The organism is Massilia rhizosphaerae (assembly GCF_016093545.1).
Classification (GTDB): domain Bacteria; phylum Pseudomonadota; class Gammaproteobacteria; order Burkholderiales; family Burkholderiaceae_D; genus Telluria; species Telluria rhizosphaerae.
In genome coordinates this window covers 106,140-119,241 of the sequence record NZ_JADKYX010000022.1, presented here as the reverse complement: position 1 = coordinate 119,241, position 13,102 = coordinate 106,140, and the positions used below count along the sequence as shown (strand labels likewise).

At 71.6% G+C, this 13,102-nt stretch carries 9 protein-coding genes; 5 read left to right on the top strand and 4 right to left on the bottom strand.

Annotated features, from left to right (window positions below; all coding sequences use genetic code 11):
• The gene (locus ISF28_RS25595; RefSeq protein WP_198120000.1) at window positions 1-2,256 is read left to right on the top strand and encodes a putative bifunctional diguanylate cyclase/phosphodiesterase; all 2,256 of its coding nucleotides are present in this window, start codon (window positions 1-3) and stop codon (window positions 2,254-2,256) included.
• Window positions 2,257-2,275: 19 nt separating this feature from the next.
• On the opposite strand, the gene ISF28_RS25590 is transcribed toward ISF28_RS25595, so the two are convergent.
• Together ISF28_RS25590 and ISF28_RS25585 are read right to left on the bottom strand one after the other, a co-directional pair.
• Window positions 2,276-3,202: a PAS domain-containing protein gene (locus tag ISF28_RS25590; RefSeq protein ID WP_198119999.1), complete on the bottom strand. Its 927-nt coding sequence runs from the start codon at window positions 3,200-3,202 to the stop codon at window positions 2,276-2,278.
• A gap of 232 nt (window positions 3,203-3,434) precedes the next feature.
• Window positions 3,435-4,115 (bottom strand): GNAT family N-acetyltransferase, encoded by a 681-nt coding sequence (locus tag ISF28_RS25585; RefSeq protein ID WP_198119998.1) that lies wholly within the window; start codon window positions 4,113-4,115, stop codon window positions 3,435-3,437.
• Window positions 4,116-4,260: 145 nt separating this feature from the next.
• On the opposite strand from ISF28_RS25585, the gene ISF28_RS25580 reads away from it, so the two are divergent.
• Entirely contained in the window at window positions 4,261-4,821 is a 561-nt protein-coding gene (locus tag ISF28_RS25580; protein WP_198119997.1) for a type II secretion system protein, read from the top strand.
• A gap of 135 nt (window positions 4,822-4,956) precedes the next feature.
• On the top strand, window positions 4,957-7,548 hold the full coding sequence (locus ISF28_RS25575; RefSeq protein ID WP_198119996.1) for a hybrid sensor histidine kinase/response regulator: 2,592 nt from the start codon (window positions 4,957-4,959) through the stop codon (window positions 7,546-7,548).
• On the opposite strand, the gene ISF28_RS25570 is transcribed toward ISF28_RS25575, so the two are convergent.
• Window positions 7,540-8,556 carry a GlxA family transcriptional regulator gene (locus ISF28_RS25570; RefSeq protein ID WP_198119995.1) on the bottom strand — a complete coding sequence of 339 codons (1,017 nt, stop codon included), beginning with the start codon at window positions 8,554-8,556 and terminating at the stop codon, window positions 7,540-7,542. The genes ISF28_RS25575 and ISF28_RS25570 overlap by 9 nt on opposite strands.
• A gap of 92 nt (window positions 8,557-8,648) precedes the next feature.
• On the opposite strand from ISF28_RS25570, the gene ISF28_RS25565 reads away from it, so the two are divergent.
• Both ISF28_RS25565 and hisN read left to right on the top strand, forming a co-directional pair.
• Window positions 8,649-9,461: an MBL fold metallo-hydrolase gene (locus ISF28_RS25565; protein WP_198119994.1), complete on the top strand. Its 813-nt coding sequence runs from the start codon at window positions 8,649-8,651 to the stop codon at window positions 9,459-9,461.
• A 45-nt stretch (window positions 9,462-9,506) separates the two neighbouring features.
• Complete coding sequence (gene hisN / locus ISF28_RS25560; RefSeq protein WP_198119993.1) at window positions 9,507-10,298, top strand: histidinol-phosphatase; 792 nt, start codon at window positions 9,507-9,509, stop codon at window positions 10,296-10,298.
• On the opposite strand, the gene ISF28_RS25555 is transcribed toward hisN, so the two are convergent.
• Entirely contained in the window at window positions 10,284-12,929 is a 2,646-nt protein-coding gene (locus ISF28_RS25555) for an ATP-binding protein (RefSeq protein ID WP_198119992.1), read from the bottom strand. The genes hisN and ISF28_RS25555 overlap by 15 nt on opposite strands.
• Window positions 12,930-13,102: the final 173 nt, after the last annotated feature.

Here is a 13,102-nt window from a genome sequence, read left to right as displayed (position 1 = left end):
ATGCCATCGAAATCGCTGCGGCACCGGATCGCCATCGTCTTCGTCGGCCTGCTCGTGCTGGTCATGGGGCTCGTGCTCGCCCTCGTGCATCGCAGCAGCGAGCGGATCGTGGCGCGCGAGACGCAGCGCGAACTGGCCGTCGGCGCCAACGTGTTCCAGCGCCTGCTCGAACAGAACCAGCGCCAGCTCGAGACGGCGGCCGCCGTCCTCGCCGCCGACTTCGCGTTCCGCGAGGCCATCGCCACCCAGGACCAGTCCACCGTGCGCTCCGTGCTCCGCAACCACGGCCAGCGCATCCACGCCCAGGTCATGATGGTCACCGGCACCGACGGCCGGATGATCGCCGCCACGCAGAGCGGCTTCGCGGCCGGCGATCCGTTCCCGTTTCCCGACCTGCTCGCGGCCGCCGAGGCGCAGGGCCGCAGCGCCGGCTTCCGGCAGATGCGCAACGGCCAGTTGTATCAGGTCGTGCTCGTGCCGATCATGGCGCCCGCGCGCATCGCGTGGGTGGCGATGGGCTTCCACGTGGACGACCGCTGGGCGCACGTGATGGCCGGCGTGACGGGCCTCGGCGTGCACATCGTGCGCGCCGGCTCGCGCGACGCGCTGGCGTCGTCCGGCCCCGCGCCGGCGGCCGACGGCGCGGACGTCGCGGCGGTGGACGTGCCGCTGGACGGCGGCCTGCAGGCTGTGCTGCAACTGCCCGTCGCGCAGGTGCAGGCGCCGTTCGGCCAGTTGCAGGGCCGGCTGCTGGGCATGATCGTTGCCGCCGTGCTGGTGTTCGCGCTGGGCAGCGTGATGCTGGCCGGACGCATCGTGCGGCCCCTGAACGACTTGTCGGCCGCCGCCCGCCGCATCGCGCTGGGCGATTACGCGCGGCCGCTGCCGCCGGCGCAGGGCGACGAGATCGGCCAGCTGACCGCCAGCTTCGAACAGATGCGCACGGAAATCGCGAACCGCGAGGAGCGCATCGTCCGCCTGGCGTACGTCGACGCGCTCACCGACCTGCCGAACCGCACCCGCTTCCTGGAAGCGTTCGGCCGCCTGACGCCGGGCATGGGCGGCGCCGTGCTGGTCGTGAACGTCGACCGCTTCGCCCTCATCAACAACGCGCTGGGCCACGTCGTCGGCGACCGCCTGCTGCGCGCCGTGGCCGGCCAGCTGCGGCCGCTCGTGCCGGCGGGGGGCATGCTGGCGCGCCTGTGGGGCGACCAGTTCGCGTTCCTGCTGGAAGGCGCAGACGGCGACGCGGCACGCCGCTTCGCCGACACCGCGCTGGCCGCGCTGCGCGATCCGGTCACCCTGGACGGCCAGCGCCTGGACATCGAGGCCGGCGTCGGCATCGCGCTGTATCCGGACGACGGCCTCGATGCCGCGACGCTGCTGCGGCGCGCCGAGCTGGCGCTGGCCGTGGCCAAGCGCCGCCATTCCGGCGTCGCCTGCGCGTCCGACGCGGGCGGCGAGCCCGCGCACGAGCAGTTGTCGCTGATCGGCGACATGCGGCGCGCGCTCGCGGCCGGCGAATTCACGCTGGCGTACCAGCCCAAGCTGGCGTTGGGCAGCGGGCGCATCGTGGCGGTGGAGGCGCTGCTGCGCTGGCAGCATCCGGAGCGCGGCAGCATCGCGCCGGCGCGCTTCATTCCGTTCGCCGAGCAGACGGGTTTCATCCGCGAGATCACGCCGTGGGTGCTGGAGACGGCCGTGCGCCAGGCCGCCGTCTGGCATGCGGCGGGGTTGGACATCACCGTGTCGGCGAACCTGTCGACCCTGGACCTGCTCGATCCGCACCTGGGCCGGCGCGTGCGCGACCTGCTCGAGCGCAACAAAGTGCCGGCGCGCCGCCTGTGCCTGGAAATCACCGAGAGCGCGCTGATGGACGATCCGGCGCTGGCCCATGCCCACCTGGACGAATTGGCGGCGCTCGGCGTCAAGCTGTCGATCGACGATTACGGCGTCGGCCAGGCGTCGCTGGCCTATCTGAAAATCCTGCCCGTCGACGAACTGAAACTCGACCGCAGCTTCATCACCGCGATCACGGAATCGCCGCGCAATGCGGCCATCGTCGAGTCGACCATCATGCTCAGCCACGCGCTCGGCCTCACCGTCGTCGCCGAGGGCGTGGAGACGCCGGCCGAGCTGGACTGGCTGCGCGAACACGGCTGCGACATCGCCCAGGGCTACGGCATCGGGCGGCCGATGCCGGCGGCCCAGCTGCAGGCGTGGCTCACCGAGTTCGCGGCCGGGACGACGGCCTGAATCCGGCCGGGCGTGCGGCTCAGCCGCCGAGCGCCAGGCTCGCCGCCGGCGCCTCGACGAAGCCGGCGACGGCGCCCACGACTTCGCCCGTCTCGTCGCGCAGGGGCAGGGCGTTGACGACGACGTTCAGGCGTTCGTCGTCGGGGAAGCGCACCGTCAGGGCCACGTCGCGGATTTCTTCGCCGGTGGCGGCGGCGCGCAGCAGCGGCAGCTGGTCGAAGGCCAGCGGCGTGGCGCCCGCGTACACGGTGAACCTGCGTTCGCCGGGGTTGGCCGGCAGCGGATGCTCGCCGCGGCGCAGGCGCAGCAGGCGTTCGGCGGCGGCATTCGTCTTGACGCGCCGGCATTCGCGGTCGCTGGCGACGAACAGCGCGGCGGGCGCCGCCCGCATCAGGGCGTCCAGCTCGCTCGTGCGGCGCTGCTCGCGCCGCTGGCTGTCCTGCAAGGCGGTCGCCAGGCGCCGCTGTTCCGTGATCTCGACGGCCGTCACCGTCACGCCCAGCAGGGTGCCGTCGTCGTCGAAGCGGGGGTGGACGTTCTCGCGCCAGACGCGGCGCACGGTGGGCTGGGCGGCCGTCGTGCCTTCGAAGGTCACGCCGAGGATGGGCTGGCCGGTTTTCAGGACCTGGCGGAACGGTGCTTCGGCGGCCGCCGCGACGTCGGGCACGATGTCGTGGATGGATTTGCCGATGTGTTCATCGGCGGGCAGGCCGTTCATCTCGGCCAGCACCCGGTTCACGCGCACGTAACGCAAGTCGCGGTCCAGGAGCGCGATGCCGGCCGGCGCGTGCTCCAGCATGGCTTCCATGTCGGCCGCCGCGCGGCGCAGATCCAGCGCTTCGCGCTCGACGTCCGTCAGGCGCTGCTGCTGCCGGCCCAGGAGAACGGCGATGACCGCCGCGAGCGGCATCAGCATCGACAGGAGCTCTGCACTTCCAGCGGGCACGGCTATCTCCTAAAGACGACATCATGCGGGAATGATATTTAACAATTATAGGCCGGTCATTCTCAAAAATATCATTTCCTTTGCGAAATTTTCAACATCTATACGAGATCGCACGGCCGTGATCGTGGGAAGCGAGCATGTCGGCGTGCAAATGTGTGGTTTCGCGACATCACTGGCGGAGGGGCACCGCGGGTGTTCTTCGTGATCGCCGCGATGTCGCCGGCGCCGTGCGTCAGCAGGACGTGACGACCCGCACGACCGTCTCGCACCAATCGCGGAAACCCATGCGCAAATACAGGTCGTGGGCATGCCGGTTGGCGCTCATCACGTGCAGGAACGGCGTCTCCGCGCGCGCCAGCTGGCGCATGACGAGTTTTTGCACCAGGCGCTTGGCGTAACCGCGGCCCTGGTGGCCGGGATGGGTGCAGACGCCGCTGATCTCGCGCAGGCCGCCCGCCGCCATCCGTTCGCCGGCCATCGCGACGAGGCGGCCGTCGTCGACGTAGCCGAAGTACTCGCCCAGCTCGATCGTGCGCGGACCGAACGGGCCGGGACGCGTCAGCCGGGCCAGCGCCACGGCCTGGTCCACGTGTTGCGGGCCGAGCGGCACGGCGTCCGGGGCCGGGTCGGCGGCGGCGCCGGCGCGGCCATCCCAGACGAGGCGGAACATGGTCGCTTCGGCTTCGAGGCGCCAGCCGTCCGGCACGGGGCCGGACCAAGCGTCGCAATAGAACTGCTCGCCGGGCGTGCAGAACGGGCGCAGCGCGGCGAAGTCGGGCCGGTGCGGATCGGGGAAGCCGACGATGGGCGAAAAACCGGGCGCGTAGCGGCGTGCCCGGTCGGTGCCGGTGGAGAGGTGGCGGTGCGGACCGTCGAGGCAGTTCCAGAAGATGTTGTCGAGCGGGTGCGCCATGATCGTCGAGAGCCGTAAAACGTCACTCTAGCACGGCGCGTACGCATGGTTACAACGGTTCGTCAACCATGTCGTAGTCAAAGTAAAGATACGTGGATATACTGAAACCATTCTTATGGGAAAGAAATTTAATCGTAGTCTTGCCATGCATTCACATTCATTACGAACAAACGCCGGCCGAATCGGACGGGCCCGGGGCTTCACGCTGATCGAACTGATCGTCGTGATCGTCATTCTCGGCGTGTTGTCGGCGGTCGCCCTGCCGAAATTCGTCGACTTGGGCTCGTCGGCCCGCATTTCCTCGATCCAGGCTCTGGCCGGCTCCGTCAAGACCGGGGTCGGCATGGTCAAGTCGCTCACGGCGGTACGCGGCGCCGGCACGCCGGCCGGCATCAAGGACCTGACGTTCGTCGCCATGGATGCGTCCACGCAGCTGCGCGTCTGGAACGGCTACCCGGACCGGTGGTGCGACGGCATCGGCGCGGTCCTGCAAACCATGACCGTCCCCGCCAACGGCTGCTATCTGTCGTCCGCGGCGATCCAGGTCGACGGCTACACGTTCTACGGCTACGGCAACAACAAAATCCCCAACGGCGACGCGGGATGGCGCATCGAGAGCGCGCCCACGCCCATGCAATGCTCCGTCCAGTACACCTATAACGGCACCGGCGTCCCCACCGTCACGACCAATACCAGCGGCTGTTGACGCTCGCGCACGGCTGTGTTCGTTTGATGGCGCGCGCAATGCAAATGGCGCGCCGTCCCGCCACGCTTTTCGCTAGCATGCGTCGTTCGTACAGTTCGTACAGTTCGTACAGTTCGTACATTCGGTGTTGTTCCGATGGAGACCCAGCCTACATGCGCCCCGTGCTGCGTCGATGACGTCCTCATCACGGCGGAACTGGAGCGGCGTCCGCGCCGGGCGCCGGATTACGCGGCGGAGAACCGCGCCATGGCCGCGCTTGCCAGGCAACTGGCCCTCGATCCCCATGGCGTGCCGCAAAAATTGGCCGAGCTCGTGCTCGACCTGTGCGACGCCGGCTCGGCCGGCATCAGCCTGCTCGAGGAACAGGACGGCGCGCGCGTGTTCCGCTGGCGCGCGGCCGCCGGCTTGTTCGCGGCGCACCTGGACGGCACGGTCCCGTTCGACGTGAGCCCGTGCGGCGCGGTCGTCGACCGCAATCAAACCATGCTGATGCGGCACGGCGAGCGCTGCTTCGCGGTGATGGCCGGTTTCGACCCGCCGATGATCGAAAACCTGCTCGTGCCATGGACCGCGGAGGGGCGCGCGGTCGGCACCGTGTGGGTCATCAGCCACCGGCTTGATCGCCACTTCGACGCCGAGGATGCGCGCGTGCTGCGCAATCTGGCCGATTTCGCGGCCGCCGCCTACCAGGCCATCGTCGCGCTGGAAGAGACGGCCGAGGGCCGGCGCGAGCTGGTGCAGGCGGCGGAGGAACGCACGCGCGTGCTGGCCGGGCATAACCGCATGCTCGAACACGAGATCGCCCAGCGCCGCCAGGCCGACGAGGCGCTGCGCGCCAGCGAGCAGCGATACCGCGACCTGATCGGCGCGATTCCCGCCGGCGTCGTCGCCTGCGACGCGGCGGGGAACGTCGTATTCCACAACGCGTGCGCCGACCGCCTGTGCGGCGGCCCGCCCGGCGTGGTGCCGGCCTGCTGGGGCCCGGAACCCGAGGCCGCGCAAGGCTGCCGGTTCGCCAATTTCGCGGCGCCGCTGCGCGCGGTGTTGGGCGGCGGCGAACCCGTCGTCGACTGCGAGTCGTCCATCGAGCGCTCGGACGGCAGCCGCATCGACGTCCTGCTCAACATCTCGGCGCTGCGCGACCACGCGGGCGGCATCGCCGGCGCCGTCAACATCGTGCAGGACATCACGGCGCGCAAGCGCGTCGAGGGCGAATTGCGGGCGTCGGAACTGCGCTTTCGCACGCTGTCGAACACCGTGCCCGTGCTGATCTGGCAGAACGACGTCGAAGGCCGCAACGTGTTCGTCAACCAGTACTATCTCGACTTCACCGGCAAGTCATTGGAGGCCGTGCTGGGCTCGGGCTGGCACGACCTGCTGCATCCGGACGACGCCCCCGCCTACGTCGCGGGGTATATGGAGGCCGTGCGCACGCGCCGGCCGTGGCGCAACCTCGACCGCGTGCGCCGTCGCGACGGCCAGTGGCGCTGGTTCGACAATTACGCGCAGCCGCTGTTCGCGCCGGACGGCAGCTATGCGGGTCACGTCGGCGCCGCGCTCGACATCACCGACGCCGTGCTGGCCGAGCAGGCGCTCAAGGAAACGGACCGCCGCAAGGACGACTTCCTCGCCGTGCTGGCGCACGAACTGCGCAATCCGCTCGCGCCGATCAGCAACGCCGTGCACCTGCTGCGCCATCCGGACGGCCGCCGCCGCGCCGACCGCCTCGTCGAGATGCTGGGACGCCAGGTGCGCCAGATGATCAAGCTGGTGGACGACCTGCTGGAGATCTCGCGCATCACGCGCGACAAGATCGAACTGCACCGGCAGCCGCTGCTGCTGGCCGACGTCGTGCAGGGCGCCGTCGAGACGAGCCGGCCGCTGATCGACCAGCACCGCCACCACCTGGACGTGCGCCTGCCCGACGAGGCGCTCACGCTGCACGCGGACAGCGTGCGCCTGACGCAGGTGCTCGCCAACCTGCTGAACAACGCGGCCAAGTACACGGACGCGGGCGGCCGCATCGAGCTCGCGGCGCGGCGCGACGGGGACGACGTCGAGATCGCCGTGCGCGACAACGGCATCGGCATCCCGCCCGCCAACCTGCCCGACGTGTTCGACATGTTCACCCAGGCGCACCGCGCGGCCGGGCGCGGCGAGGGCGGGCTCGGGATCGGGCTCGCCATGGTGCGCAGCCTCGTGCAGATGCATGGCGGGACCGTCGAGGCGAGGAGCGCCGGGCCGGGGCAGGGCAGCGAATTCGTCGTGCGCCTGCCGCTGGCGGACAGGCACGACGCGGCCGGCGACGCGGGCACGGCGGCGCACGCGGCGCCGCTGGCCGGACCGCGCATCCTCGTCGTCGACGACAACCAGGACGCGGCCGATACGCTCGCCATGCTGCTGGAAGCGGACGGCGCCCGCGCGCGCGCCGTGTACGACGGCCAGTCCGCGCTGGCGGCCATGCCGGGCCTGCGGCCGCACGCGGTCCTGCTCGACCTCGGCATGCCGGGCATGGACGGCCTCGAGGTGGCGCGCCGCATCCGCGCCGATCCCGCCTGGTCCGGCGTGCGCCTCGTCGCGCTGACGGGCTGGGGGCAGGCGAGCGACCGCGAACGCACGCGCGGGGCGGGGTTCGATTTTCATCTCACCAAGCCGGTCGACCTGGGCGTGCTGCGCGCGTGGCTGGGCGCAGTGATTGGTGGGCACGGGGTGCCCACCCTACGATGACCGGCCGTAGGGTGTGCGCCCCGCGCCCACCTTCGCCTCCTGCCGGAACGCCTTGCGGTACGCCGCCGGCGACGTCTGCAGCGCCGCGCGGAAGTGCTGGCGCAGCGACAGCGCCGAGCCGAAGCCCGCTTCGGCGGCCACCACCTCCACGGCGGCGTCGCCCGTCTCCAGCATCCAGCGCGCGTGCGCCAGCCGCTGGGCCAACAGCCATTGCTTGAACGACGTGCCCGTCGCCTGGCGGAAGTGGCGCGTGAAGTTACGCCGGCTCATGGCCGCGCGCCGGGCCAGGTCGTCGATGGCGTGGTCCTCGCCCAGGTGCCGCGTCACCCATTCCAGCACCGCGGACAGCCGGCCGTCGCTGCCCGACACGGGCAGCGGCCGTTCGATGAACTGGGCCTGGCCGCCTTGCCGGTGCGGCGCCACGACGAGCATGCGCGCCACCTGGTTCGCCGCGTCCGCGCCGCACAGCCGGCGCAGCAGGTGCAGGCAGCAGTCGATGCCGGCCGCCACGCCGGCCGACGTCAGCACGTCGCCGTCGTCCACGTACAGCACGCCCGGATCGACCTTCACGCGCGGATGGCGGCGCGCCAGCTCCGCCGCCGAGGCCCAGTGCGTGGCCGCGGTGCGGCCGTCCAGCAGGCCCGCCTCGGCCACCGGAAAGGCGCCCAGGCACAGCGCGACGATGCAGGCCCCGCGCGCGTGCGCGGCGCGCAAGGCCCGCAGCAGCGCGGGCGGCGCGGGGCGGCAGTCGTCGTGCCAGGCCGGCATGACGACGATGTCGGCGTCCGCCAGCGCTTCCAGGCCGTGCCGCGGCACGATGCCGAAGCCGGCGCTCGTCGCCAGCGGCGCTTCCGGACCGGCGCCGCACACCGTCAGCGCGAAACGCGAGCGCGCATCCGGGCCGGGGCGGCCGCTGAACACGAGGCAGGGCACGGACAGGTGGAACGGCGTCATGCCGTCGAAGGCGATGACGGCCACGCGGTAGGTTTGGGGAGCGGTTCGGGTCATGGCCCGATTATATCGAAAGGTGTCCTTCGGGCCACTGTCCGGATGCGGGCCGCGCCGCGAGAATGGCGTCACACCACCAAGGAGCCGCCATCATGCAACTGACCCAGATTCGCAATGCCACCCTGCTCGTCGACTACGCCGGCAAGACCCTCCTCGTCGACCCGCTGCTGGCCGCGCGGGGCGCCTACCCCGGCTTTGCCGGCACGGCCAACAGCCACCTCGCCAATCCGCTCGTCGACCTGCCCGTGCCGCTGGCCGCGCTGCTGGACGTGGATGCCGTCGTCGTCACGCACCTGCACCTCGACCACTGGGACGAGACGGCGCGCCGCGTGCTGCCGAAAGGCCTGCCGGTGTTCGCGCAGGACGAGGCCGACGCGCAGGCCATCCGCGCCGACGGCTTCACGGACGTGCGTCCGCTCGCGGCGGCGGGCGACACGGCGTTCGGCGGCATCCGCATCGCCCGCACGGGCGGCCGGCACGGCAGCGACGCCCTCATGGCCGCCGCGCCGCCCGCGTTCCGCACGCGCATGGGCGAGGTGAGCGGCATCGTGCTGCGCCATCCGGACGAGCCCACGCTGTACATCGCCGGCGACACCGTGTGGAACGCGCACGTGGCGGCGGTGCTGGAGACGTACGATCCGGACGTCGTCGTGCTGAACTGCGGCGACGCGCAGGTGCCGGGCCTGGGCCCCATCATCATGGACCTGGACGACGTGGGCCGGGTGGCGCGGGCGGCGCCGCGCGCGGCCATCGTCGCCAGCCACCTGGAGGCCGTGAACCACTGCGTGCTGTCGCGCGCCGGCCTGCGCGCCTGGCTGGACGGGCAGGGCTTGCGCGCGCGCGTGAGCGTGCCCGAGGACGGCGAGGCGTGCGTGTTCCTTCAACCCGGCGCGGGTTCAAGGTAGTATGCGGGGAATGCGGCGCCGTGCCGCGCACCGACGAGGATGGACATGCCCATCGATGCCACCGAATTCGACGAGTACCTGCACTTCGCCAACGAGCTGGCCGACGCGGCGGCGGGCGCCATCCTCCCGCATTTCCGCGCGGGCAGCGGTGCCGAGAACAAGAGCGCGCACGGCTTCGATCCGGTCACGGCGGCCGACCGCGCGGCCGAGCGCGCGATGCGCGCGCTGATCCGCGCCCGCTATCCGCAGCACGGCATCCTCGGCGAGGAAGAGGGCAGGCACGCGGGCACCGCCGGCCTCACGTGGGTGCTCGATCCCATCGACGGCACCAAGGCGTTCATGCTCGGCCTGCCGCTGTGGGGCACGTTGATCGCGCTGAACGACGGCACGCGTCCGGTGCTGGGCCTGATGAACCAGCCGTTCACGCGCGAGCGCTTCGTCGGCACGGCGCACTGCGCCTGGAACGGCGGGCACGTGCTGCACACGCGCCCCTGCGCGCGGCCGGAGGAGGCGTACGTGATGTGCACGTCGCCCGACATGTTCGATCCCGCCCGGCGCGCCGCCTTCGATGCCGTGGCGGGCCGGGCGCGCCTGCTGCGCTACGGCGGCGATTGCTACGCCTATTGCATGCTGGCGTCCGGCCTCGTCGACGCCGTCATCGAAGCGGGCCTGCAGCCGTGGGACGTGCAGGCGCTCGTCCCCATCATCGAAGGCGCCGGCGGCGTCATCACGGCGTGGGACGGCGGCGACGTCCAGCACGGCGGCACGGTGCTTGCATGCGGCGACGCGCGCCTGCATGCGCAGCTGGTCGGCGCGTTGGCGTTACGCCGGGCCTAGCCAGGCCGCCAGGGTGTCGAGATCGACCGGCTTGGTCAGGTGATGATCGAAGCCGGCGGCGCGCGTGCGGGCGCGGTCGGCCTGCTGGCCCCAGCCCGTGAGGGCGACGACGCGCACGTGCCGGTTGCCTTCGGCCCGGATGGCGCGGGCGACGTCGAAGCCGTCCATGTCCGGCATGTCCAGGTCGAGCAGCACGACGTCGGGCGCGAATGCCGCCAGGCTCGCCAGCGCGGCCGGGCCGCCGTACGCGGCGCGTGCGTGCGCCCCGTGCGATTCCAGCAGCAGGACCAGGGTGTCGGCGGCGTCGAGGTTGTCGTCGACGACGAGGATGCGGTGGCCGGCCAGCGTGCCGCACGGCGCGGCCAGGCCGTCGTCGGGCGCCGTCTCCTGCAGCAGCGGCAGGCGCACGACGAATTCGCTGCCCTTGCCTGGGCCCGCGCTGTGGGCTTCCACGGTCCCGCCGTGCATGTCGACGAGCTTGCGCACGATGGCCAGGCCGATGCCGAGGCCTTCGCCGGCGCCCTTGGCGCCCAGGTGCGGCTGCGCGAACATGTCGAACACGCGGGGCAGTTCGGCGGCCGCGATGCCGCGGCCGTTGTCGGCCACCGCCAGGACCGCGCTCGCGCCGCAGCGCTGCGCGGTCACGTCGATGCGGCCGCCCGCATCCGTGTACTTGGCCGCGTTGTTGATGAGGTTCGTGAGCACCTGCGTGAGGCGCACCGCGTCGCCATGCACGACGAGGGGCTCGTCCGGCACCGCGACGTCGAGGCGGTGCCCGGCGCGCTCGACCTGCGGCCGGCAGGCCTCGACGGCGTCGCGCACGACGTCGGCGAGCGGCAGCGGCTTGCGGTCCAGTTCGACCTTGCCGCGCGAGATGCGCGCGATCTCCATCAGGTCGTCGACCAGCTTGACGATCTGCCGCACTTGGCGTTCGATGATGCCGGACAGGCGATCCGACGTGCGCTGTCCGTCGGGACGGCGCATCAGCTGGATCGCGTGGCTGATCGGCGCCAGCGGATTTCTCAGCTCGTGCGCCAGCGTCGCGAGAAACTCGTCCTTGCGCCGGTCAGCATCCTTGAGCGCCCGTTCGGCGCGCACGCGCTCGAGCGCGGCCCACGTCCGCTCGGCCGCCTCGCGCACGAGGTTCACTTCCGCGCCGCTCCAGTGCCGCGGCGCCGCGTGGTGCACGCAGAACGTCCCGGCGACGCGCCCGCCGGAATACAGGCCCACCGCGACCTGGGCCGCGACGCCCGCGCGCGCCCAGCCGTTGCGCGTGAACGGGTCCACGTGCGGGTCGCGCGCCATGTCGTCGACGACGAAGGCGTCGCCCCGCTCGAACGCGGCCTGTGCCCGCACGCCCAGCGCGGGCAGCGGGCAGGATCCCGCCGGCGACGCCGCGCCGTCCGCGTGGTCGCGCCGGATGTGGACCCGGCCGTCCTCGAATTCGCCGATCAGCACGCGGCTCGCGCCCAGGTGCGCGGCCACCATGCGCGTGGCCGTCGTCTCGATCGCGGCGGGATCGTCCAGCGAGCGCATGGCGTCGGACAGGCGCAGCAGGAAGGCCGTGCGTTCCTCGGTCTCGCGCAGGCGCGCTTCCAGCATGCGCCGGCCCGTCGTGTCGCGCGAGACGCCCACGACCTGCTCGACCGAGCCGTCCTCCGCCAGCACGGGGCCCCAGCGGAACTGGAGGTACGCGCTCGTGCCCGTGGGGCTCGTGAAGAACACTTCGTCCTGGATGGTGACGCCGGTGCGCAAGACGGTGTCGAGGTGGTCGTCGAGGCGGGCGGCCAGGTGGAACGGGAAATCCAGGTCGGCGAAACCGCGGCCCAGCATGTCGTCGGCGCGCATGCCGAACAGTTCTTCCATGGCGCGGTTGACGTAGACGAAGCGGTGCGCGCGGTCGAACGCGTACACGTAGTCGGGCAGGGCATCCAGCGTCGTCTCGCCGGAGCGCGGCCGGTGCACCGGCGCCAGCGGCAGATCGGCCCGGCCGGTCGCGCGCAGCTCGACCTCGCGGCGCAGCGCCGCGAGCTTGCCTTCGGCGCGCCGGCTCGTGTCCAGCGCCTGCACGAGCTGGTGCGCGCTGGCGGCGAACGACGACAGTTCGGCCAGCAGGCGCGCATCCTCGGCGTCGAACCGCCGCGCCGGATCGTGCGAGATGGCCCAGACGGTGCCGACCGGCCGGTCGTCGACCATCCACGGCACCAGCAGGCACTCCGCCAGCGGCGGGCCGTCCCAGCGCAGCGTCGCGAAGTGCCGGTCGGGGGCCTCGAACAACAGCGTCGTGTTGCGCTCGACGACGATGCCGCAGGGGCTGTCGTCGCGCGGTATCGCGCCGTCGAGCAGGTCGGCGCACGCGCCGGCCACGGCGGGCCAGCGGAACACGTCGCCGTCGGCGCCATGTTCCAGCACGCTGACGCCGGCCGTGCCGGCGCGGCATAGTTGCAGTATGAGTTCGGCGAGCCGCTGCAACACGCCGTGCGGATGCGTCACGAGATCGTGGCTGAGCAGGGTGAGCGCGCGGCTTTCCTCGCGGTAGTCGGGCGCACGCGCCTGGCGGCGTGCGAGTTCGTGCGTGATCAACACCTCGTCGAGGGTCGCCACGACATTGCCCGTATCGTCATGCGTCATGTCTTGTTGTCCGTTGTTGTCCCGGGCAGACTCGGTGCGGCTGGGCCGTGAAGGGCAAGCATAGGGGCAGACGGCTGGACAGGGCAAGCGAAAGATGAGTTTTGGTGATTTTCAGGATGAGCGGCGTTGCCGGCGCGACAGGCACGCGGCGCTGGCCCGGCCGGGCGAACCGG